General features: G+C 59.8%; 23 protein-coding genes, 1 tRNA gene and 1 pseudogene. 12 read left to right on the forward strand and 13 right to left on the reverse strand.

All coding sequences use genetic code 11. The features are described from left to right. Positions 1–122: 122 nt before the first annotated feature. Genes ACQZ48_RS19830 through ACQZ48_RS19845 form a run of 4 tightly spaced genes read right to left on the reverse strand, consistent with a single transcriptional unit; the run spans position 123 to position 6,021 of the window. Positions 123–932, reverse strand: coding sequence for an ATP-binding cassette domain-containing protein (locus ACQZ48_RS19830; RefSeq protein WP_448729237.1), 810 nt, complete (start codon positions 930–932; stop codon positions 123–125). A gap of 34 nt (positions 933–966) precedes the next feature. After that, a complete protein-coding gene (gene fhuB / locus ACQZ48_RS19835; RefSeq protein WP_448729238.1) occupies positions 967–2,931 on the reverse strand; it encodes a Fe(3+)-hydroxamate ABC transporter permease FhuB in 1,965 nt (654 codons plus the stop codon). Continuing rightward, positions 2,928–3,830, reverse strand: a complete 903-nt coding sequence (locus ACQZ48_RS19840) for an iron-siderophore ABC transporter substrate-binding protein (RefSeq protein WP_443388552.1) — start codon at positions 3,828–3,830, stop codon at positions 2,928–2,930. The genes fhuB and ACQZ48_RS19840 overlap by 4 nt, the downstream gene beginning before the upstream one ends. 28 nt (positions 3,831–3,858) lie before the next feature. Beyond that, complete coding sequence (locus ACQZ48_RS19845; protein ID WP_448729239.1) at positions 3,859–6,021, reverse strand: TonB-dependent siderophore receptor; 2,163 nt, start codon at positions 6,019–6,021, stop codon at positions 3,859–3,861. A 157-nt stretch (positions 6,022–6,178) separates the two neighbouring features. Here ACQZ48_RS19845 and ACQZ48_RS19850 point away from each other — a divergent pair, with 157 nt between their 5' ends. The 5 genes from ACQZ48_RS19850 (at position 6,179) to ACQZ48_RS19870 (ending at position 11,515) form a co-directional block, all read left to right on the forward strand. Continuing rightward, on the forward strand, positions 6,179–7,090 hold the full coding sequence (locus ACQZ48_RS19850) for a LysR family transcriptional regulator (RefSeq protein WP_173991425.1): 912 nt from the start codon (positions 6,179–6,181) through the stop codon (positions 7,088–7,090). Positions 7,091–7,334: 244 nt separating this feature from the next. After that, on the forward strand, positions 7,335–7,598 hold the full coding sequence (locus ACQZ48_RS19855; protein ID WP_059755951.1) for a spike base protein, RCAP_Rcc01079 family: 264 nt from the start codon (positions 7,335–7,337) through the stop codon (positions 7,596–7,598). A gap of 170 nt (positions 7,599–7,768) precedes the next feature. Then, complete coding sequence (locus ACQZ48_RS19860; RefSeq protein WP_077984752.1) at positions 7,769–9,436, forward strand: phosphoethanolamine transferase; 1,668 nt, start codon at positions 7,769–7,771, stop codon at positions 9,434–9,436. 65 nt (positions 9,437–9,501) lie between these two features. After that, entirely contained in the window at positions 9,502–10,155 is a 654-nt protein-coding gene (locus tag ACQZ48_RS19865; RefSeq protein WP_077984751.1) for a response regulator transcription factor, read from the forward strand. A 22-nt stretch (positions 10,156–10,177) separates the two neighbouring features. Next, positions 10,178–11,515 (forward strand): sensor histidine kinase, encoded by a 1,338-nt coding sequence (locus ACQZ48_RS19870; RefSeq protein ID WP_448729240.1) that lies wholly within the window; start codon positions 10,178–10,180, stop codon positions 11,513–11,515. A 62-nt stretch (positions 11,516–11,577) separates the two neighbouring features. On the opposite strand, the gene ACQZ48_RS19875 is transcribed toward ACQZ48_RS19870, so the two are convergent. Next, on the reverse strand, positions 11,578–12,882 hold the full coding sequence (locus ACQZ48_RS19875; protein WP_448729248.1) for an MFS transporter: 1,305 nt from the start codon (positions 12,880–12,882) through the stop codon (positions 11,578–11,580). A gap of 291 nt (positions 12,883–13,173) precedes the next feature. Between ACQZ48_RS19875 and ACQZ48_RS19880 the strand changes: the two genes are divergently transcribed. From ACQZ48_RS19880 to ACQZ48_RS19900, 5 genes are all read left to right on the forward strand, one after another. Next, positions 13,174–14,283 (forward strand): RHE_PE00001 family protein, encoded by a 1,110-nt coding sequence (locus ACQZ48_RS19880; RefSeq protein ID WP_077984748.1) that lies wholly within the window; start codon positions 13,174–13,176, stop codon positions 14,281–14,283. A gap of 250 nt (positions 14,284–14,533) precedes the next feature. Next, on the forward strand, positions 14,534–14,764 hold the full coding sequence (locus ACQZ48_RS19885; RefSeq protein ID WP_003522093.1) for a helix-turn-helix domain-containing protein: 231 nt from the start codon (positions 14,534–14,536) through the stop codon (positions 14,762–14,764). Positions 14,765–14,994: 230 nt separating this feature from the next. After that, positions 14,995–16,245: an adenylate/guanylate cyclase domain-containing protein gene (locus tag ACQZ48_RS19890; protein ID WP_142913383.1), complete on the forward strand. Its 1,251-nt coding sequence runs from the start codon at positions 14,995–14,997 to the stop codon at positions 16,243–16,245. 214 nt (positions 16,246–16,459) lie between these two features. Further along, the gene (iolG, locus tag ACQZ48_RS19895) at positions 16,460–17,452 is read left to right on the forward strand and encodes an inositol 2-dehydrogenase (protein WP_173991340.1); all 993 of its coding nucleotides are present in this window, start codon (positions 16,460–16,462) and stop codon (positions 17,450–17,452) included. A gap of 372 nt (positions 17,453–17,824) precedes the next feature. Next, positions 17,825–18,709 carry a DMT family transporter gene (locus tag ACQZ48_RS19900; protein WP_137412541.1) on the forward strand — a complete coding sequence of 295 codons (885 nt, stop codon included), beginning with the start codon at positions 17,825–17,827 and terminating at the stop codon, positions 18,707–18,709. Between the two features lie 20 nt (positions 18,710–18,729). On the opposite strand, the gene ACQZ48_RS19905 is transcribed toward ACQZ48_RS19900, so the two are convergent. Next, positions 18,730–19,785: an ornithine cyclodeaminase gene (locus ACQZ48_RS19905; RefSeq protein WP_448729241.1), complete on the reverse strand. Its 1,056-nt coding sequence runs from the start codon at positions 19,783–19,785 to the stop codon at positions 18,730–18,732. A 13-nt stretch (positions 19,786–19,798) separates the two neighbouring features. Beyond that, entirely contained in the window at positions 19,799–20,719 is a 921-nt protein-coding gene (gene rocF / locus ACQZ48_RS19910; RefSeq protein ID WP_077984744.1) for an arginase, read from the reverse strand. A 129-nt stretch (positions 20,720–20,848) separates the two neighbouring features. On the opposite strand from rocF, the gene ACQZ48_RS19915 reads away from it, so the two are divergent. Together ACQZ48_RS19915 and ACQZ48_RS19920 are read left to right on the forward strand one after the other, a co-directional pair. Beyond that, a complete protein-coding gene (locus ACQZ48_RS19915) occupies positions 20,849–21,286 on the forward strand; it encodes an Lrp/AsnC family transcriptional regulator (RefSeq protein ID WP_080794513.1) in 438 nt (145 codons plus the stop codon). A gap of 121 nt (positions 21,287–21,407) precedes the next feature. Further along, positions 21,408–21,481, forward strand: a tRNA-Gln gene (locus ACQZ48_RS19920). A gap of 172 nt (positions 21,482–21,653) precedes the next feature. Here the strand turns inward: ACQZ48_RS19920 and ACQZ48_RS19925 are convergent. The 6 genes and pseudogenes from ACQZ48_RS19925 to ACQZ48_RS19950 form a co-directional block, all read right to left on the reverse strand. Beyond that, positions 21,654–21,905, reverse strand: a complete 252-nt coding sequence (locus tag ACQZ48_RS19925; RefSeq protein ID WP_448729242.1) for a DUF6074 family protein — start codon at positions 21,903–21,905, stop codon at positions 21,654–21,656. Beyond that, positions 21,902–22,177, reverse strand: a complete 276-nt coding sequence (locus tag ACQZ48_RS19930) for a hypothetical protein (RefSeq protein ID WP_448729243.1) — start codon at positions 22,175–22,177, stop codon at positions 21,902–21,904. Before ACQZ48_RS19930 ends, ACQZ48_RS19925 begins: the two co-directional genes overlap by 4 nt. Next, the gene (locus tag ACQZ48_RS19935) at positions 22,174–22,539 is read right to left on the reverse strand and encodes a hypothetical protein (protein ID WP_448729244.1); all 366 of its coding nucleotides are present in this window, start codon (positions 22,537–22,539) and stop codon (positions 22,174–22,176) included. The genes ACQZ48_RS19930 and ACQZ48_RS19935 overlap by 4 nt, the downstream gene beginning before the upstream one ends. Next, a complete protein-coding gene (locus ACQZ48_RS19940; protein ID WP_060641886.1) occupies positions 22,536–22,748 on the reverse strand; it encodes a hypothetical protein in 213 nt (70 codons plus the stop codon). Before ACQZ48_RS19940 ends, ACQZ48_RS19935 begins: the two co-directional genes overlap by 4 nt. After that, entirely contained in the window at positions 22,745–22,939 is a 195-nt protein-coding gene (locus ACQZ48_RS19945) for a hypothetical protein (RefSeq protein ID WP_448729245.1), read from the reverse strand. Before ACQZ48_RS19945 ends, ACQZ48_RS19940 begins: the two co-directional genes overlap by 4 nt. A 39-nt stretch (positions 22,940–22,978) precedes the next feature. Beyond that, a pseudogene (locus ACQZ48_RS19950) lies at positions 22,979–23,063 on the reverse strand (IS5/IS1182 family transposase); the annotation flags it as partial.

The following is a 23,063-nucleotide window of genomic DNA, read 5'->3' on the forward strand; positions in this document are numbered from 1 at the left end:
AGCGAAACGGTTAACAATGTCTGATGGCGGTAGGCTGGCATTAAGACATTGTTAGGGCGACAAATGCGCGCGGAATTACCATCAACAGCAAGCGTTTCCGCCCGTTGTTTTGCTGCAACATCTCAAAGCGGCAAAGCGACAGGAAGGCCGGTGGCGGCATGGGTCATGACATCCATGCGCACGCCATAGATGCGCTGCAGCGTCTCCGGCGTCATGATCTCCTGCGGCGTTCCGCGTGCAATGAGTTGGCCGGAATGAAGCGCGACGATCTCATCGCAGAAACGTGCCGCCATGTTGACATCGTGCAGCACCACGATGACGCCGAGGCCCTTTTCGCGCGACAGTCTCTGCACCAGAGACAGCACCTCGAGCTGGTGCGCCATGTCGAGCGCGGAGATGGGTTCGTCGAGAAGCAGGCTTTCGGCATTCTGGGCCACCAGCATGGCAAGCCACACGCGCTGGCGCTCACCCCCGGACAGCGTGTCCACCAGCCGGTCGCGGAAGGCGACGGTGTCGGTGAGTTCGATGGCTTCATCCACCTTCTCCTGATCGGCTTTGGTGAACTGCCCAAGCGCGCCGTGCCAAGGATAACGGCCGAGCGCCACCAGTTCCTTAGCCAGCATGCCGGAGGCGGCCGGCGTATATTGCGGCAGATAGGCGAGCTTTCGCGCAAATTCACGATTGCCCCAGGCGCCGAGCGTCTTACCCTCGAATGAGACCCTGCCCGCCGTCGGCTCCTGCATGCGCGCGAGAATCTTGAGCAACGTGGATTTTCCCGAACCGTTATGACCGATCAGGCCAATGGTCTTGCCGGTCGCAAAACTGGCCGTCAGCGGCTGCAACAATGTCCTGCCCGGCACTTCCATCGTCACGCCGTCGAGAGAAAAGAGCGGAATATCGTCATCATCGACGGCAAGCGCTGCCTGACCCATTGTTATCATCTCCGTACACCGTTCAAAAATTTAGTCATCGCCTGCCTGAAAGCCAGATCAGGTAAGGCGCGCCTGCCAGAGCCGCAAAAAGCCCGAGCGGCAGTTCATAGGGAAAGGTGACTGTCCGTGCGCCGAGATCGGAAAGCGCCATCAGCACCGCGCCGAACAGGAAGGAGGCGAAGAGATGGTCGCGCGGCGTGGTGAAACCGGCGCGCAGCGCAATATGCGGCGCCATCAACCCGACAAAACTCAAGGGGCCAACGAGCAGCGAGGCGGCACCGGTGGCAATGCCGGCCACCGCGATAACGGCGATACGCGCGGTGCTGAGCGGCAGGCCAAGCGATAGCGGCACGTCCCGCCCCAGCGGCAGGATCGTCAGCCAGCGGGTCACCGAAAGGGCCGCCGCCAGAAGCACGATGGAAAGGATGGAGAGAAAGATAGCCGAAGCCGGTGTCGCCGACGAACCGGAGCCGCTGAGCCAGGCGAGAATCTGCCATGCCCGCTGGTCGCCGATGGCAAGCAGCGCCGAAAGCACAGCCGAGCAGAGCGAACTGACGGCAATGCCGGCGAGTAGTATTTTTTCCGGCGCAAGATGCCGGCGCGCGGCGAAGAACAGCACAAGGATCATGACGGCCGCCGAGCCGATGCCGGCGCCGCAAAACAGTTCGAAAAGACCGGCCGCCGGAAAAATCGAAATCGCGGCGGCAAAACCGAGACCGGCGCCACCGCTGACGCCGATTACTTCCGGGCTTGCCATCGGGTTGTCGGTCAGCCGCTGCAAAAGCGCGCCCGCCATGGCGAGCAGACCGCCGGCGGCCATAGCGGCCAACAGCCGCGGCCAGCGGAAGGGCATAAGGCTTTGCAGGTCAGTGGCCTTGAGCATTGTCCAGCCATCAGGCCCCTTGCCGATGGCGAGTGCGGCAAATACCAGCACTACCATGATGAAGAGCACCGGCAGCAGGGCCGCAAGCCCGCGTCGTGTGGCGAGATCGACGCCTTCGCCACGATGCACATCGGTCGGCCGGATTTTCGGCAGCAGCCATAGAAGCAGCGGCCCGCCGATCAGCGCCGTTACGGCACCCGTCGGGAAAACTTCCGCCGTCGTAGTCGCCAGAAGCTGCACGAGACCGTCGCAGAACCAGAGCAGCAGACCGCCCAGCAGGGGCGAAACAAGAAGGACGGAGGATGACCGTCGCACGCCGAGCGCCCGGGTGAGCGCCGGCGCGGCAAGACCGATGAAGCTGACGAGGCCGACCGCTGCGGCAACGAAAGCGGCCAGCATGACCGCGACGGCGGCGATCGCCAGCCTGATCGAAAACAGCGAGACGCCGAGCGATCGCGCGCCGGCATCGCCGAGACCGAGGACCGTCAGCGGCTTTATCAGCAGGCCGGTCGCGGCAAGCCCCGCGAGAAGCTGGAAAGCGAGCACAACGGCATTCGACCAGTCCTGCTGGCTGAGCGAACCACCATTCCAGACGACAAGGGACATCAGATATTCGCCCTGCGCGAGCGTCAGCGCCGCGGATACGGAAGCGGCGGTGATGCCGACCAAAAGCCCTGATACCACCATGGTCACCGGCTCGAAGGAGCGCCGCCAGCCGAGAAGGAAAACGATGCCGGCCGCCGCCGCCGCACCGGCGAGCGCCACCCATGCGCGGTTGCCATCCAGCACCGAAGGAAAGAACAGGGTGGCGATGACGATGGCGAGCTGCGCGCCGGCCGAGATGCCGAGTGTCGAAGGATCGGCAATCGGATTGCGCAGCAATTGCTGCAACAACGCACCCGACAGTCCCAGCATCGCGCCCGCCAGAATGGCGACCGCCACGCGCGGCATCAGGCTGAAGGCGAAAATCACCTGATCCATCGACATGGTGGCGGCATCGAACGGCGGGCCGGGCCATGCGCCGAAAGGCAGCCGCAACAGCCCGGCATGCAGGGAAAGCCCGCAGGCCAGAACGAACAGCAGCCCGAAGAAAAGCTGGAGAGGCCGCGCGGTCACAGGGCTTCTCCCTGCGCCGAGAGCGCTTCGGTCAGAAGCCGCGCAAAGCGCATGCCGGCGGTGATGCCGCCATAGGGGCCGACATTGCCGAGCGTGACCACCCGGTTTTCCCGCACGGCAGGCAGCGCGCGCCATATGGCGCTGCTGCGCAAGGTTTCCCGCGCCTCGACCGGAATGTCGGAGACGATCACGATGCGCGCATCGGGCGACGCGGCGAGATTTTCAAGCGGCACCGGGGCCGCAAAGGTGAATTGCGAACGATCCACCCAGGCATTGGCAAGCCCCAGCCGGCCAAGAACATCCCCGAACATGCTATCAGCACCGAAAGCGCGAAAATGCCGGGCGTCGCCGATGTTGATCACATAGGTCGGCCGCGCCGCAAAACCGGCAAGGCGGGCCCGCATGGCCTGCAGCGCCGCTTCCGTTTCGCCCAGCACCCTGCGGGCCTCGTCTGCCCTGCCGAGCTTGCCGCCAAGGGCTGAGACCGCCGCCAGGGCCTTTGCGAAAGGCGGTTCGCCCTTCACGTAAAAGGGCAGCGAGAAGACCGGGGCAATCGCTTCCAGCCTGCCGATATAACGGGTGTAGAAGGGCGAAATCAGAATGAGATCGGGCCGGGTCAGTTGCAGAAGCTCGAAGTTCGGCGCACCGCGCAAGCCGAGATCGGCGACGGTTGCAGGGATTTCCGGCTCGACCGCGTCGACCCGGAACTGGATGAGTTCGGTCGCCGCCACCGGCATGACGCCGAGCGCAACGGCGGTTTCCAACATGGCCCAGTCAATGGCGGCAAGGCGTGGCGTGACCGCCGCGCGCGCCTTGCCGGCAAGAGCAGAAGCAGCGACCAGGCCTAAAAATTCCCGCCGCCCCCAGAGGGGGGACATCCATCGATCCTTGCGCGTCATGCCCCTGCTGCTTCACTTTGATATGGCGTCACCAACGATAGGTCAGCTTGCCCATAACCGTTCTTCCGTCACCGTAATAGCATCCGAAAGTGGAGCAACTAGAAATATATTCTTTATCAGTCAAGTTTTGCGCCTGAAGCGAGGCGCGGTAGCCGTTCTTCTCGTAATGCACGCCGAGATCGAGCAGGGCGAGGCCCTTCATCTCGAAGGTATTGGCGGCATCGCCATAGCGTTTTCCGACATAACGCACACCGCCGCCGATGCCGAAACCCTCAAGGGCGGTATCTTCCGGGAAAGTGTAATCCAGCCAGAGGCTTGCGGCGTGGCGGGGCGTGCTGTCCAACTCCTTGCCGTTATTCACGCGGCCGGAGACCTCGCTGTCCATGTAGGTATAGGCAGCGCGCAAGTCGAGCCCGTCGGCAAGGCTTGCGACGCCCTCGAGTTCAAGGCCTTTCACATGCGCCTCGTCCATCTGCTGCGTCACGCCGCCCACAGTCGTCGTGACGTTTTTCTGTGTCAGATCGTAGACCGCGGCGGAGAAGAACCCGTCGAAACCCTCGGGCTGGTATTTGACGCCCGCTTCCCATTGTTCGCCGGTGGTCGGTTTCGGCGCATCGCCGACAGCCGGCTGCGGCACCGGTTCGAAGGAGGTCGCATAGCTGACATATGGCGCGATGCCGCCATCGAACAGATAGCTGACGCCGACGCGGCCGGTCAGCTTGTGATCGTCCTTGTCGAGCGAGCGGTAGGTGGCGCCGTTGAAGGTCGTGCCGCTGGTGCTTGCCCAGTCCTGCCGCAGGCCGGCGGTGACCCGCCAGTTCTCGAAGGCCATCTCGTCCTGCGCATAAAGGCCGATCTGGGAAATATCCGTCTTCACATCGGCATAGAGCGTGCGCGACGTGAGGCTGATCGGCCCGCCATAGACCGGATTGACGGGATTGAGCGGCGTCGCGGCCCAGAACTCGGTTTTGACGTTATTGTCGAAATAACGGTAGTCCAGCCCGACAAGCAGGGTGTGGTCGATTGGCCCCGTGGAGAAATCCGCCTGCAGGCTGTTGTCGATGTTGAAGGTGTTCAGCAGCTCGTCCTGGAACGTCGCATTGCGACGGATGAGATTGCCGATCATGCCGCCGTTGGCCGACGACATGCCGAGCGCACGGTAGGACCAGTCGAAATTGGAATAACGCGCATTCTGCCGGAAGGTGAAGGTCTCGTCGAAACGGTGCTCGAACTCATAGCCGATATTGGTGAATTTACGGTTCGACGTATCGAAGGACGGATCGCCGACATAAAAGCTGCGGTCCAGCATATTGCCGGGTCTGAGATAGGTCAGCGCCGCCGGCAGGCCGGAGGGCGAACTCGGATTGTCATGCTGATAGGAGGCAAGAACCGTCAGCTTCGTATCCTCGTCCGGCTGCCAGGTGAGCGCCGGTGCGATGAAATAGCGGTCGTTCTGCAGATTGTCCGTCTGAAGGTGGGCGTTGCGCGCAAGACCTGTCAGGCGATAGGCGAAACTGTCGGTGCCCGCGACCGGTCCACCGATATCGAACATCGACTGGTAATAGTCGAAGCTGCCGATCTGCGCCCCCACTTCGCCGAAACGCTCGAAGATCGGCCGTTTGCTGATGAGATTGATGAGGCCACCGGGATTGCCCTGACCATAAAGCACCGAGGCCGGCCCGCGAATGACTTCCACCCGCTCCAGACCATAAACTTCATAGGACGGCGCACCGGCCGTGCGCATCAACCGCAGACCGTTTAGAAACTGCAACTGGTTCCCCTGAAAACCGCGGATACGCGGCGCATCGAAACGCGGATCGGCGCCGAACGGCTGCGCAACCACACCGGGAACATAGTTCAACGCCTCGCCGAGAGTGCGGACGTTCTGCACATCCATCTGGTCCTTCGTGATGACGGAGACGGATTGCGGCGTCTCGATCAGGGATCGCCCCGTCTTGGTGGCACTGGCACTCGTTTTCGCCACATAGCCTTTCACCGGAGCCTTGGGGTCCTGATTTTTGGCGCTGTCCACTGTGATGGTCTGCAGCACCGTCGTACCGGCCTCCTGCGCAAAGGCGGAAGCCGGGGCAAAAAACGCCGCATAAGCGATGACGGCGCAACCGCCAGCCAGAATGGAAATGTGTTTGATTTTTCCCTGCACGCCAAGACCCTTCATCACCCGCGCCACCATAAGACGGTATTTTCTGGAGAATTTAAGTCATCTTATTACGCAAGGGACGGATTGTGATCCAATAAGCGCAGCCGGTTTTTTTCAGAACTATTGATTATGAAAACTCACATCGATAATAGCTTTGGATTATTCAAATCTGCCGGGAAAGGCCGTGACGATGGGCAGGAAACCGGCAAGCCGGGCGGAGACATTCGAATTACGCCACCTGCGCTATTTCACCACGCTGGTAGATGAGCGCAATTTCGAGCGCGCCGCCGCCCGCCTCGGCATTGCCCAGCCGGGCCTGAGCCAACAGATCATGGCGCTCGAACAGATTGTCGGCATGCCGCTTCTCGACCGAACGCGCCGCTCGGTGAAGCTGACCACGCCCGGGCAGCTTCTCTATGAGGACGCCCGGAAGATCCTCGCCAATGCCGAGGCGACGCTTGCGGCGCTCAAACGCGTCGACCGCGGCGAAACCGGGCGCATTTCCATCGGTTATGTCGCCTCGGCCGCCTATTCCGGCCAGATGATCCGGTCCATCGCCGGTTTCCGTGCTTCCCATCCCGATGTGGAGATGCAATTGATCGAGATGGAGATGCGGCTGCAACTGGCCAAGATTGCCGACGGCAATCTGGATTTCGCCTTCATCCGCCCGCCCGCGCCCGTTCCGGAAGGTGTGACAACCCATGTGGTGCTGCGCGAACCGCTGATGGCCGCGCTTCCTGAAAACCATCCCCTGGCTTTTGCGATGCAGGTCGATCTGAAAAACCTTGCCGGCGAGACCTTCATTACCCCGCGACAGCCGCCGGATGTCGGGTTTCACTACAATACGATAGAGGCCTGCAATGAAGCCGGGTTCCAGCCGGCGATCACCCCGGAAGGCAGGGACTACACCACGATCGCCAGCATGGTGGCCATCGGCCTCGGCGTCGCGCTGGTGCCGCGCTCGCTTAATTGCCTGAGGTTGCCCGGTGTGCGCTACCTGCCGCTTGCCGCCAGTTCCACGACCTCGGACCTCGCCATCGCCCACCGGAAAACGGAAGCCTCTCCCGCCGTCAGGGCCTTCATTCTCCACATGCGCAATTGAAGCGGGCAGCATCCGCCCGCCTGTCGATCCCGTGGAGGAAAAATCCGTCATCATCCGTTTGCGCCGCATTGGCGGCAAAAGGCGGGGGCGGCGTAACGCCATGAAATTGCGAAAAGAATGACGCTCTTGCGGGCAGGCCCAATACGAGGCCGAAATCCTGTCCGGATATTTCCTGTACCCGCTTTTCCCCATGGCCGCAGCACAACCCATAATCGCGCCAGATTTCGATTCACGGGAGACAGCAATGGCTGAGACTTACGAACACCACGCCGCCGGCCTCGAATCCCCGGCATCCCACGCTTTCGATGTGGTTCCGGACGATACGAGCCCGCTTCCTTCCCCCACCCGCGCCATCTATGTGGGCAATGGCGGCCATCTCTGCCTGACCCTGCTTTCCGGGGCGACGGTGACCTTCCAGAACCTGCCCGCAGGCAGCCTGCTGCCGGTCAGGGCCACGCGCATATTTGCAACGCGCACCACCGCCACAGGCATCGTGGGCCTCAATTAAGGGCTCTATCGTCATCCGCCAAACGGCCACCACGGAGTGTGACACTTTCATGACAAGCTTTCAGGTTGATGTCAGCAAAATGACGCATCCGCCATTGGTCGGCCCATGCGGCAGCCTTTCCGGCGGCGTTTTCGCCCCGTCTCCGTTGCCGCCGGCCTATTGTAAATCTGGTGGATCTGACAGTGGCTCTTTTTACCGCGAAAGCGACGGGAACAGTAACATATCGTCCGGAAATCGGCAGCGTGCCGCTCAGCCTGCTGACGGCGGCCTATCTGCTGTTTTTCACGAACCGGACATTCTGGTCGAAGGTTCACACCTATCTTTCGGCCTATCCGGTCGCCATCGTCGCGCTGTATGGCGCCATGGCCGCCCTTTTCGGCGCGCTAATCATTATTTTTTCCGCCAAATATCTCATCAAGCCGTTCTTGATCTTCCTGATCTTCGCGGCGGCGGCCGCTTCCTGGTTCATGGATCGCTACGGCATCGTTATCGACAGCGATATGATACGCAACGCCATGGAGACGACACAGGCGGAAGCTGGCAATCTGATCACGCCCGGCTTTCTCTGGCACATGGCGATTTACGGACTGGTGCCGTCCCTCCTCATCGTCGCCGTGCGTGTGCGGCACCGGACGATTCTCGACAAGCTTTTATGGAACACGATCAGCATCCTGATCTGTCTTACCATCGCCGGCATCATCAGCTTCGCCAATTCCAAGACCTTCACCACCGCCGTGCGCCAGCACAAGGACATTGTCAAAAGCGTCAATCCCCTGTCGCCGATCATGTCGGCCATTCATTATTTCACGCTGGCCGGCAAGGAAGTCGATATTCAGGTCAGCCCGGTCGGCAGGGATGCGAAAATCCTGCCTTCATTGGGCGGCGTCCGCAAACCCCGCATCACCGTCATCGTGGCGGGCGAGACCGCGCGGGCCGCGAACTTTTCCCTGAACGGTTATGGGCGCGAGACCAATCCCGAACTCGCAAAACGCGGCGTGATTTATTTTCCAAACACGACCAGTTGCGGCACCGCGACGGCGATTTCCATTCCCTGCATGTTCTCGAAGTTCCCGCGTTCGCAATATAGCCACAACAAGGCGCTCGCCAATGAAAACGTCATGGATGTTCTCGTCCATGCCGGTGTCAGCGCCACATGGCTGGACAACAATACCGGCAGCAAGAACGTGGCTGACCGTATCCCTTATTTTGATCTGCCCTCGACCAATGACAGCCGCTTCTGCACTGGCGGAGAATGCCGCGACGATATCTTCTTCGACAAGCTCGATTCCTGGCTCAATAACGTTACCAGAGACAGCGTGATCGTGCTGCACCAGATGGGCAGCCACGGGCCGACCTATTATCTGCGTTATACCGACGAATTCCGCAAATTCACCCCGGATTGCCGCACGGCCGAGCTTGGCAACTGCTCCGACGCGGAGATCGTCAATTCCTACGACAACACGCTTCTTTACACCGACCATTTCCTCTCGACCGTGATCGACAAGCTGAAGGCCCGTTCCGACAGGCTGGCGACGAGCATGATCTATGCATCGGACCACGGCGAATCGCTTGGCGAGAGCGGCGTCTACCTGCATGGCGCGCCGTATCTGCTGGCGCCCGACCAGCAGACCCATGTGCCGTTTCTCGTCTGGTTCGATGACGATTTTGCCAAATCCATGGGGCTCAACAAAGCCTGCCTCGCAAAAACCGCGGCGGAGGGCGGGCGCTCGCACGACAATTATTTCCACAGCATCCTCGGCATGATGAATGTCTCCACATCGGTCTACGATCCATCGCTCGATGTGTTCGGTGGCTGCACCCAGCGTCAGAACAGCTGAAACACTGTGCTTGACGCTTATCCGGAGAAAGAGATACGCAAGACGAAGCGATAGAGGGAGCTGTCTTGCGGGTTCTGCTTGTTGAAGACGATCATGTGCTGGGCGAAGCGCTGCGGGACCATGTCGCAGCGGCGGGTCATGCTGTCGACTGGTTCAAGACGCTGGGTGACGCCATGGCCGCGACGCTGACGATGGGTTACGGCCTCATCCTGCTCGACATGCGCCTGCCGGACGGCGAGGGCATCACCCTTCTGCAAGGCCTGCGCCAGCGCGATGACGCGACGCCGGTCATCATTCTGACGGCCCACGACCAGGTCTCCGACCGCATTGCCGGACTGAACGCCGGTGCGGACGATTATCTGGTCAAGCCTTTCGATCTCAACGAGCTTTCGGCCCGCATGCTGGCCGTCTCGCGCCGTTACGAAGGGCGTTCTGCTCCCGTCATCCGCCTGCCCGGCATCGAGATCAATCAGGTGGCGCGCAACATCACGGTCGATGGGACTGCGCAGACGCTGAGCGCCCGGGAATGGGCCGTGCTGGAGAAACTCGTCGAACATCCTGGCGCCGTCGTTTCCAAAGCGCAATTGCACGACACGCTTTATGAATTCGGCGCGGAAATAGAAAGCAACACGGTCGAGGTCTATATCAGCCGGCTGCGCAAGAAAATCGGCCATGACCGCGTCGAGACCGTGCGCGGCGTCGGCTACACCATCAGATAGTCAGAATTGCAAGCAGGCAGAAATGGCCAGACCGACCAGCATGACCCGCAAGCTCGTGACGGCGCTGACCAGCGTTGTCGCCATATCCTGGCTACTTGCCTGCGCGCTGGGCGTCATGGTGATGCAGGATGAGTTCGCCGAGATTTTCGACGCGGGCCTTGAGGAAACCTCAGAAAGGCTTCTGCCGCTTTTGCTGGACGATCTTCGCGAAAACAATACCGCGCCCGCCTCGCAGAAACTCAACAAGTCGGCGGAAGGGGCGGAATATCTGACCTACCAGGTTCGCGACCGTGAAGGGCAAGTCTTGCTGCATTCACATGACAGTTCGACGGAACCTTTCGAGGTACCGCTTGATCCCGGTTTTTCAGAGACATCGTCGCAACGTATCTTCACGATCGCTTCGCCGGACGACAATTATTTCCTGCAGGTCGCCGACGCCTTCGCCAATCGCCGCGAGGCAATCGAAGAGGCCGGCGCCGCGCTGCTTCTCCCTGTTCTCATCCTCATTCCCGCCAGCATTTTTGCCGTCATTGTGGTGGTGCGCAGAACGCTGCGACCGATACAGACCCTGCGCGACGATATCGGCAAAAAGGACGGCGGCAATCTCGCGCCGCTGCCGACGCAACCATTTCCGGGCGAACTGCATCCCATTGCCCGTTCGGTCAATCTGCTGCTCGGACGATTGCGATCGGCAATCGAGGCGGAACGGGAATTCACCGCCAACAGCGCCCATGAATTGCGCACGCCGATTGCCGGCGCGCTGGCGCAGGCGCAGCGGCTGCATGCCGACATTCCGCCGGAGCTTGCGCCGCGTGTGGAGAACATTGAAAAATCCCTGCAGCATCTCGCCCACCTGGCCGAAAAACTGCTTCAGATGTCGCGCGCGGAAGCGAGGATCGGGGTCACCGATAAAACGAGCGACGTCATCCCCGTGCTCGAACTCGTGATCGATGACATGAGCAGAACGACAATCGGAACGTCGCGCATCCGTTTCAACAATCGCCGCGACGGCGGTTTACCCTGCAGGATCGGCGCGGATGCCTTCGGCATCATCATTCGCAACCTTCTCGAAAACGCGCTGATCCACAGTCCGGCGGAAAGCCCGGTGCAGGTCATCGCCGAAGCAGACGGCACGATCCACATCGTCAACTCCGGGGCGGCTATCGATGGGGGGCTCTTACCCAAGCTGACGACGCGTTTTACCAGGGGCCAGACCACGGCGGACGGAACCGGGCTTGGTCTGGCCATCGTCAAAAGCCTCGTGGAGCAAGCCGGCGGAAAGCTGCTGCTTTCCTCTCCGGCGCCGGGCCGGCAGGATGGTTTTGAGGCCCGTATCGTCCTTCCTGTCGAACCCGCCTGACTGCAGAAAAGAACAAGCCCCGCCGGAAGGGCGGGACTTTTGCCGGTCTGGATGCGGGTCGCTCAATCCTCGTGAATATGGCTGTGATCGCGCGTGTCGCGCATCTTCACATAAACCACCAGCGACAGAGCGATCATGATCGTCACATACCAGAAGAACCAGCTTTCGTGGCCGATTTGCTTGAACTTCAGGGCCACGAATTCCGCCGTTCCGCCGAATATGGTGTTCGCCAGCGCATAGGGCAGAGCCACGCCAAGCGCGCGGATATGGGCAGGGAACATTTCCGCCTTCACCACCGCATTGATGGAAGTATAGCCGGTAACGATCAACAGACCGACCAGAACGAGGGCGAAAGCCATGATGGGATCGGTCGTCGTCGAAAGCGTGCTGAAGATCGCATAGGTGCACAACGTTCCGAGAATACCGAAGCCGACCATCAGCGGTTTGCGGCCGATCTTGTCGGACAGCGCGCCGGCAAGCGGCTGGCACAGCATGAAGACGAAGAGCGCCGCCGTGGTGATCTCCGTGGCGCTTTCCTTGCTGAAGCCGGAGGTGTTGACGAGGAATTTCTGCAGATAGGTCGTATAGGCGTAAAAGGCGAGCGTGCCGCCGGAGGTGAGCGCCATGACCATCAGCGCTTCCCTTGGATAGTGCTTGAACAGCGCCCATCCGCTGGACTTCGGCTTGTCGACAGCACCGGTCTTGGCATTTTCGAAGGACTGCGTCTCGACAAGGCCGCGGCGGATATAAAATACCGCAATCGCCAGAAGGCCGCCGATGAAGAAGGGAATGCGCCAGCCCCAGGAGCCGAGTTGTTCCGGCGCCAGGACCCGCTGCAACACCAGAAGCACCGCCAGCGCCAGAAGCTGACCGGAAATGAGCGTCACATACTGGAAACTGGAGAAGAAACCACGGCGATTCTTGCCGGCCATTTCGCTGAGATAGGTCGCGCTCGCGCCATATTCACCGCCGACGCTGATACCCTGCAGAAGCCTTGCGAAAACCAGAATGGCCGGCGCGGCAATGCCGATCGCCTCGTGGCCGGGCGTAATCGCGATCAGCAGCGAACCGAGACACATCAGCGTGACAGATAAGGTCAGGCCGGCCTTGCGGCCCTTGCGGTCGGCATAGGTGCCCATGAACCAGGCCCCGATGGGCCGCATCAGAAATCCGACTGCGAAAACGGCGGCTGCGCTCAGAAGCTCGGCGGTCTGGTTTCCGGAAGGGAAAAACACCGGCGCAAAATAAAGGGTGAAGGCCGAATAGACATACCAGTCGTACCATTCGACGAGATTGCCCGCCGATCCGCCGATGATGGATTTCAAACGGGTTTTCTGATCCGGCGCGGTGGCGGGACCATTTGCCATAATATTCACGGGTAAACTCCAATTCATCTTCGTCTGGAGATGGAAGGGCGAACGGAAGGTGTGATAATTTGTCGCTCTCGGTGGGGGTATATACCCGCCATGTTGCAGTGCGCAAGTTTATACCGCGCCGCAATATTGACGAAAAAACAGCAAGGGCGAGCAAAACCCGCGTCGCGCCATTTCTGTAACCACACGGCTTTTCGTCGGGATTTTGGGTGAAAACCGCGAAAGCGGAGGTGCCCGACTGTGATCCGCCTTGTAAGCCGCCCGTGCTCAAACTAAAAAATATCAATGATTTACGATATATCGGACGTACAGATCGAAAAGCTCCTCATTGCCGCCGCCCGCGCCGGCGAGGCGCTGGCGCGGCTGGACGAGCGGATCGACCGGTCACCGATGAAACAGGGCTTCATCGAAAGACAGGATTTCACCGATGCGATTTCATCCATGTGGGTGGATGGCGAACTCGTTCACATGGAAGATCTTGTGCTGCATGACGCCCATATGGATGTGCGCGCGCCAACCCATGAAATGACGGCGGCGCACCGGATTCTCCGCTCGCGACGGCTGATCTTTTCCAATGCCTCCGGCTGGGCCTTTACCGCGCCGGGCCTTTCGAGGCTACGCGGCAGGGCCGCGCTTGCCGAAGAGCCAGCACCTCCACGGCAAACACTCGACCATTCCCGCGATGAAGATGCCGACGCAGAGGAGGAAACATCGCTGGACGGCGCTTTTTCCGAGCTGGACGCGCTGCTGGCGCGAAGCGCCGCAACGCTCGATGCGATCACCACCGGAGGCGCGCTTCAGCCAATGCACAGGGAGGAAAGCCATGCGATCATCAACGAACCCGACTGGGACGAAGACGAACGGTTGAAAGAATGGTGGGCTGTCCTTGCGCGCACGGAAGAACTGCCGGCAATCCTTCGCACCGCCATCCTGCTCGACGCGTGGAACATGATCGAGGTGCTGCAACGCAGCCCCTGGCTCGGCCGACTTCTGGTCTCCGCCTTTCTGCGCGACGGCGCCGTCACACCCGCTCACCTGCCGGCCCTCAGCGCCGGTCTGCGTGCGATCCCACGGGAGCGCCGGCACGCCCGAAACCAGACGCAGCGGATTGCCGCACTTCTCGACAGCTTTTACGAAGCGGCGCAGGCCGGCATGAAGGAACATGACCGCCTGACCCATGCGCGAGAACGCATGATGCGCAAACTGGCCGGCCGACGCTCTTCCTCGCGCCTGCCGGAACTGGTGGAGCTTGTCGTCTCTCGACCGGTGGTTTCGGCGGCGATGATTGTCAAGGAACTCGGCACCACGCCGCAGGGCGCTATAGGCCTCGCCAACCAACTGGAATTGCGGGAAGTGACCGGCCGTGGCCGGTTTCGCGCCTGGGGCATGCTGTAGCGAAAGCCGCCGTCCTCGCAGGAGCCCTGAAAACGTGGGATTTTCGGCCATTTTCGGGCAGGGCGTGCCGCAGGAATGCGGCGATCACGAATCTTAACAAAATTTAACTATTGCGTAGGTCGATGAAGCCGCTATGTTCCTCGCTGCGTTGCAGCACCGATATTCTTCTCCGGCAACGCGGTCGCATTCGGCCCCGGCAACTTTTCTGTGCCGCCCGCATTTAAGTGTCCATTCTGAGGGAGATGCAATAATGACAATTTCAATCTCACAACCCGATTCCGATCACGAAACCGATGCTCCATTTGCCAAAAAGGTCCTCACCGCACGCAATCTCGCCGGATATACGGTTGAACAGCTTGCCGTGACCTGCGGCCTGACCACCAGCGAAATACGCGCGCTGGAAGACGGCACGGACAGCGATCCGCTGCGCATCAGACGCGTTGCCGCAGCACTTCATATTCCCGTTGAAACCGTGATCTGATCCACCTGGCGATCATTAAAAATCTCAGCGCCGCCGGGGACGATGTTCCCGGGAACATCCGGGCGGCGCGCGTGGCCTGATTAAGCCAATCCCTTCCGGAACATTTTCCGCGCTCCTCTCTTAACATTTTCGTTATCCGGCACCACATGGGGTTTGCGAGCGACCATGTTTCGCCTTTGCGACATGTGCCCCGCTTGCGCGAGAGCAGCAACAACCTCCGGAATCCTGCCATGACACTAAGTCTCGACACCGAAGAACGGGTTTCTTCAGCACTGGATGAATTGTGGCCGGCGGAGAAGACGGAAATTCTTGACTGGCTGATCACGGGCACCAAGGACGAACGCTTTATCGACGAGATATTCGTCGAACTCTGCAACAGGCTTCGGGAGAGCGGAGTTTCCGTGGCGCGGGGCGTGCTCGCTTTCCGCATTCGCCATCCGCAATGGCTTGGCGCGCGCATTCTGTGGAAAGCCGGCCTGTCCTCCGCCGAGATCGCCACCTATGGCTACGGATCTGAAAATACGCCTGAATATCTCAATAGCCCCATCAACGACATTCATCAGGGCGCCACCGAAGTCCGCCACCGGCTGAACGGAGAAGACATCGATGAGCCCGGCTATACGATCTACGAAGACCTGCGGGCCGAGGGGCTGACGGATTATTGCGCCTGGCCGATCGAGCATACCTTCGGCAAGCGCCATGTCGCCACATTCTCCAGCGACCGGCCCGGCGGTTTTTCCGACAGCGAAATCCTCGCCCTGAAAAACCTGCTTCCGGCACTGGCGCTCGTCAGCGAAATACGCCTGAAGAACCGTATGACGCGCACCCTTCTGGAAACCTATGTGGGGCCGCATGCGGGCGAAAAAATCCTCAACGGCGCAACGACACGCGGCAGCGGTATGACGGTGGGTGCGGCGATCCTGATCTGCGACCTGCGCAATTTCACCCATATTTCCGACCTTTGGCCGCGCGACGATGTCATCGAGCTTCTGAACGGTTATTTCGACGCCATGTGCGATCCCATCGAGGAATTCGGCGGCGAAATCCTGAAATTCATGGGCGACGGGCTGCTGGCGATTTTCCCGCTCAGCGACCCGCAGGCCTGCGAAAACCTGCTGAAAGCCATTGCCAGCGCGCAGAAGAGCCTCGTTGCGCTGAATGAGATCAATCGCCGCAAGGGACACGATCCTCTCGGCTACGGCATCGGCGTGCATGTCGGCGATGTCATGTATGGCAATATCGGCTCGAAAACCCGCCTCGATTTCACCGTCATCGGCCCTGCCGTCAATATCGCGTCACGGCTGGAAACGCTGACCAAGGAGACCGGGCGCAATGTGCTTTTCTCAGAAGAATTCGTGCGCACCGCCGGATATCAGGGAAAGCTGGAAAATCTCGGCCCATGGCTGCTGCGCGGCCTCGAAACCCCCGTTGAGGTATACGCCCTGCCCCATAATACGGCCCTGACAGCTTCGGCTGATTGATTGTTGCGCGGGGCTTTTCTCGACACCAGCCATCCGCGCCGCACCATCTTCCTGAAGGCGTGATTTCGGCCCCCCTGGATCATCGTCAAAACGCTTGACACATCTGCGATGTCGAACTAGCAAAATAGAACATATATTCCATATTGAAACATTGCTTGTATTCATATTCTGTCCTTCCGGGAGTGAGGGATGGGTGTGAGAAACCGGAGGAAAGATGGTTACGAAATTGGCGCTGCTCGGCGCTGGACGGATCGGCAAGGTCCACGCCAAGGCGATCACCACCGACAGCCGTGCGCAGCTGGCGGCCGTTGTCGACGCCATGGCCGGCGCTGCGGAAGCAATCGCCCGCGAAGCGCAGTGCAAGGTCAGCACGATCGATGAGGTTCTGGCCGACAAGACGATCGACGCCGTCATCATCTGCACGCCGACCAACACCCATGCCGACCTGATCGAGCGTTTCGCCCGCGCCGGCAAGGCGATCTTCTGCGAAAAGCCCGTCGATCTCGATGTCGCCCGCGCGGAAGCCTGCGCCAAGGTGGTCGAGGAAACCGGTGCGAAGGTGATGCTCGGTTTCAACCGCCGTTTCGACCCGCATTTCCAGGCCGTCCACAAGGCAATCGACGATGGTCGCATCGGCAAGGTGGAAATGGTCACCATCACCAGCCGCGACCCCGGCCCGCCGCCGGCCGACTATATCAAGGTCTCCGGTGGCATTTTCCGCGACATGACCATTCATGATTTCGACATGGCCCGCTTCCTGCTCGGCGAGGAAGTGGAAACCGTGTTCGCCACCGGTTCCGTTCTTGTCAATCCGCAGATCGGTGCGCTGGGTGACTTCGACAGCGCCAGCATCATCCTGACCACGAAAAGCGGCAGGCAGGCGATCATTTCGAATTCCCGCCGCGCCACCTATGGTTATGATCAGCGCATCGAAGTGCACGGTTCGGAAGGCTCGGCGGCTGCCGAAAACCAGCGCCCGGTTTCCATCGAAATCGCCAATGCGGAAGGTTACACCCGCCCGCCGCTGCATGATTTCTTCATGACGCGTTACACGGCGGCCTATGCTGCGGAAATCACCGCCTTTATCGACAGCATCGAAAACAATGTCGCACCGTCGCCCTCCATCAAGGACGGTCTGATCGCGCTGAAACTGGCCGACGCCGCGCTGAAATCCGCGACCTCGAAGTCGGCCGTGACGATCGGCTGAAGGCCTTATGCGCGACGCCGTCATGTGGGCATGAACCCCACCAGGCATGTTGCCGTCATCCTCGGCCTTGTGCCGAGGATCTAAACATGTCGAATACAACCAGCAAGTCGCAGATCCTCGGGACAGGCCCGAGGATGACGTCGATGCAATTGGCATGAATTAAAGACTTGCGCCTTTTCGAGAAATCTAAACCAGACAGTAGCGCAGGCTAAGCCGGCAATCCGCCTGCCAAAAACGCAGCTTCCACACTTGCATGGCAGCTATTCGGAAAATAAGGTTGTCTGACAAGGTGCCGTCATAACATATGGCCGACACCCACCTCATTCATCCCGAATACTCTTTTGCCGGCGGCAGTCGGATAGCGGTTTGCTTATGCCATCACCCAGAACCGGCTTTCTTTATGCGCTTGTCGCCTTCACGATCTTTGCGGCGCAAGATGGCATATCGAAACATCTGGGCAGCGCCTATCCGCCGGTTTTTATCGCCATGCTGCGATATTGGGCCTTTGCCGTTTTTGTTCTGCTGATGGCTGCAAAATCCGCCGGCGGCATCAGGGGCGCCGTCATGGCCAACCGCCCCTGGCTGCAGATCGGCCGTGGCGTGCTTCTTGCCGTACAGATCGTTTTTTCCATCTTCTCCTTCGCCGTCGTCGGGCTGGCGCACAGCCATTCCATCCTCGCCTCCGCGCCGCTGATCGTTGCGGCGCTGTCCATGCCTTTGCTGGGAGAACATGTGGGCTGGCGGCGCTGGAGCGCCATTTTTGTCGGCTTCATCGGCGTTCTCGTCATTCTCAAGCCGGAGGGCGACGGTTTTGATAACAAGCTCATCATCACCTTCGTGGCCGCCTTCATGCTGGCGCTCTACAGCGTCCTGACCCGCCTTGGCAGCAAGAGCGATTCAGCGATGACCAGCTTCTTCTACACCGGCGTGGCCGGCGCGGCGGCCCTGACGCTGGTCGGCCCGTTTTATTGGGTCAACCTCGCTCCGCAGGATTGGGGCTGGATGCTGGCGCTTTGCATTACCGGCATGAGCGGCCATTATTGCCTGATAAAGGCGTTCGAACTGGCGGATGCGGCCTCCGTGCAGCCCTTTTCCTATTACCAGCTGGTGCTCGTCTCCATCATCGGCGTCACCGTCTATGGGGAAGTGGTGACGCCCAACATGGTCATCGGTGCGGCGATTGTTATCGCCGCCGGCCTCTTCACCATCTGGCGGGAGCATGTGGTTGCCCGCAGGAACCGCCGGGAAACGAAATAGACGGCCAGCGCTGGAAATCCCTAGACGAGGGCCGCCTCACACCGCAACAGCATCCCAAACAGGTCACGTGGTTCATCCGGGTCGGCCAGCAGATCGAGCTCGGTATAAAGCCCGGTGGATGGCAGCTTTGAGCGCACGTAACGCAGCGCCGAAAAATCTTCCGTCGCGAAGCCGACGCTGTCGAACAGCGTGATCTGCCGGTCGCTTGCCCGCCCCTGCTTTTCACCCGATATGGCCTGCCAAAGCTCGGTGACGGGATAATCCGCCGGCAATTGCTGGATTTCACCTTCAATGCGCGTCTGCGGCGGATATTCCACAAAGATATCCGATCGCAGCAGAATGTCCCGGTGCAGTTCCGTCTTGCCGGGGCAATCGCCGCCCACGGCGTTGATGTGAATGCCGGGCCCGACCATGTTGTCGGTCAGGATCGTCGCATATTGCTTGTCGGCGGTGACTGTCGTGATGATATCCGCCCCTTCGACCGCTTCCTGCGAGCTTTCACAAATCTTGATGGCAAAACCCTGCCCGGCGATATTGCGGGCGCATTTTTCGCTGGCGGAAGGGTCGATATCGAATAGCCGCAGCGTGTCTATGCCGAGGATAGCCTTGAAGGCGCGCGCCTGGAATTCGCTCTGTGCACCATTGCCGATGATGGCCATGGAGCGGGAGTTCTTGCGGGCGAGATATTTTGCGGCAACAGCGGAGGTGGCGGCGGTTCGCAGCGCCGTCAGGATGGTCATCTCGGTCAGCAGCAGCGGATAACCATTGCCGACATCGGAAAGCACGCCGAAAGCCGTCACCGTCTGGCGGCCTTCCTTCATGTTCTTCGGATGGCCGTTGACATATTTGAAGCCGTAAAGCGTGCCATCGCTGGTCGGCATCAGTTCAATGACACCTTCCTTCGAATGCGAGGCAATGCGCGGCGTCTTGTCGAAGCTTTCCCAGCGGCGGAAATCCTCTTCCACCACCCCCGCAAGTTCGCGCAGAAACGTATCGATGCCCACGCGCAGCACAAGTTTCATCATGTGATCGACGCTGACGAAGGGGACGATATTGAGGTTCGGTATCACGGTCATCATATCACCCCTTTCAGCCGGCCCGCGTCGGGCGGTCCATGACCCGCTTGCCCAGCAGGCTGGCGGCGAGATCCACCATCAGCGTCGCGGTTCTGCCGCGCTCGTCGAGAAACGGGTTGAGTTCCACGAGATCGAGACTGCAGACCAGCCCGCTATCATGCAGCATTTCCATCACGAGATGCGCCTCACGGAACGTCGCGCCGCCCGGAACCGTGGTGCCGACGGCGGGCGCGATGGAAGGCTCGAGAAAATCGACATCCAGACTGACATGCAAAAGCCCGTTCGCCGCCTGAACCCGAGCGAGGAATTCGCGCAGCAGGACGGCAACACCGTGCTCGTCAATCGAGCGCATGTCGTGAACGGTGATGCCGCTTTTTTCCAAAGCGGCCCTTTCGGCCGGATCAACGCTGCGGATGCCGATCATGCCGATATTTTCCTCAGGCACCGCATGGGAAAGCGGCGGGAAATAACCGTCAAAACCCTTTCGCCCGCTGAAATAGGCAACCGGCGTACCGTGCAGATTGCCGCTGCGCGTCGTCTCCAGCGTGTGATAATCGGTATGGGCGTCGAGCCAGAGCACAAAAAACGGACGGCCCTTTTCAGCCACCCGGCGCGCCATGCCGGCGACCGTCCCTGCGGAAATCGCATGGTCGCCGCCGAGAAAGATCGGTACGGCATCCGCGCTCTCACGATAGGCAGCCTCCGTCAGCGCCTCGGTCCAGGCCACGGTTTCAGGCAGATGATGCACGGCGGGATTGGGATGGTTAAATTCGCGGAAGGTCGCCGGCGTCACATTGCCGGTATCGACAACGCGATGCCCCAGTTCTTCGAGAGCATAGGCAAGCCCCGCAACGCGATAGGCGCTCGGCCCCATTTCGCATCCCAGTTGCCCGGCCCCGATCTGCAACGGCGCACCAACAAGCCTGATTTCCATTCCCGTCCTCACTTTCCTGCCAACAAGCCCAAGTTCACCACAGCGATCCGGCGAAATGAACATCAAATATTGGCAATATTATCGAAATAAGCTATCGATGTGGTAAAATTGATTTACCGAATTGGTCATATGGACAATCTCGACGAGCGGCTCATAACCCTTCTGCGCCACAATGGCAGGCGCAGCATTTCCGATCTCGCAATCGAGACGGGAACCTCGCGCGCGACGGTGCGTTCGCGCATCGAAAGAATGGAGAATGACGGCGCCATCATCGGTTACACCGTCATTTTGCGCGCCGATGCAGTGGAGGCGGCGATCCGCGGCATCATGATGATCGAGATTGAAGGCCATGTGACGGACCGCGTCATCCGCACACTCGGCGGTTTTCCGGAAATCTCCGAAATTCACAGCACCAACGGCCGCTGGGATCTTATCGTGGAACTCAACGCCGCCACGCTCAGCGATTTCGACGCGGTACTGCGCCGCATCCGCTTGGTGCCCGGCATTACCGGCAGTGAGACCAGCCTCTTGCTCTCCACCCCGCGTTCCACCCGCGCACGGCTCTGAGCCACGGGCAAACGCAAAACAGGGATAAAACGCATTTTTCGATTTTTTCGACTTGCGCCCCGGAATAAATCATCTATATGACGACCCACCAAAGCGAACGCGCCACGCGCTTTAAGGCTTTTGGGGAATAGTTCAATGGTAGAACAGCGGACTCTGACTCCGTCGATCTTGGTTCGAATCCAGGTTCCCCAGCCAACGCTTTCATCAAAGGTTTCAAAGCGTTAAACAGGGAGCTTGGCTTCCAACTGCCGAAATCCATGTCGCATCATGTCACACGCTGTTCTCCCTTGTTTTCCGGGGATTCCCCTATAGCCACGGCTATTCCGTGCAACACGCGTTGCAACATGCAACATGCTGTCATTTGCTTTCATTCTGCTATAATCGCGCGCTCGGCATAGGCGCGCTGCATCTCCTCCACAACGGCACCGGTGAAGAGCAGAACCTGCTTCGACATTTCTACCTCACACATGCCGATCGCTGTCAGACGGGCGGCCAGGTGGCGCATTTCCTCCCGCCAGTATCGGCTTGCGGCTTCGCCATTCAGTCGGTCGAGATTGTCGGCGCAGCGCTTGATCTCGCTGCGCTGACGATGGGCAGGAAAGCAGATGACATTCTTCATGATGCTCTCCAGAGTCCGCAGTCATAGCCCATGGCCTGAAGCTGCTTGCGTTCGCTGCGAATATGTACCCTGAAGCCCTCGGGCTCTTCCCGGCTCATAGGTGGCTCGAAATCGTCATCCGATTCGCGGTCTTCAAGCCGTGGATCTGCATCGGCCAGATACGGCTCAAGGTTCTCGTCGCCGTCAAGAAGATCGAGGAGAGCGATAAGCTCCTCAATCCTCTTCTCCAATTCAGCGCGGCGGAACTGCAAGATTGCGGGGGGACGGGTCATTCGTTGGCCTCCCCCTTCGACTTTTCAGCAGTACCGAAAGAGGCAATCAGAGCTTTAGACTTGTCGTGAAGCTCTTCGATATCAGCCTTCAACTGGACTTCTGAAATCGCATGAGCCACCAGGCCATTGAGATACTCAGCCACAGGCTTGACGGGTTCCGGCGTACTGTCTGAACGATCCCCCATCCTGCAAACGATGCCCTCGGACATGTCGCGGGCAATCCACAGGAGGCTGTCAATACGGCGATCGACGGGACCGTCGGCAGTGTCGAACTGGAGCGCGCAAATCACATCGAGGAGGTCGTTTAGATTTCGCGCGGCAGAATCGAGGCAATCGGTCTTGTCGATTACGAACTTGCTCATGCGAGCTCCTCCCGAACTTCATCGATCCGGTCGCCAAGGACCTCGATCCGATTGTTGATCTCATCGATTACGGAATGGAGCGCGTTGATCTGCTGCATGTCATTGAGATCTGCGCAGGCCATGAAAAGCGCGTTGTTGAGGTTCTTCACGACCGAAACCATGTTGGCGATGTCGAGGAGCTTACGCTGGGCGAGAGAAGGCGCGGTCATTCCGAAGCTCCTTCTGTGCGACGGGTTTCAAGGATCGTCTCCCAGGTCTGGTAGATGCGCTTGATCAGGTCTGCAGTCTGGTAGGTGGCAAACAGCATATCCTCGACCTGGTTGTTGGTGAGGTAGTATTTGTTGCCCGTATTCGGCTGACCAAGACAATCACCGATCAAACGGGAGGTGATAGACGCCATGCGGGTGGCATCAGCGAGAGGATTTTCTAGGCCGTCGACTCATAAACTCTGACACCAGATTCTTGCGGCGACGAGTTTGACAGCTGCGAGATAGTTTTCCGGGCGCTTGTCGTAGCGCGTGGCG

It is taken from the genome of Agrobacterium sp. 22-209-1, from assembly GCF_053522485.1.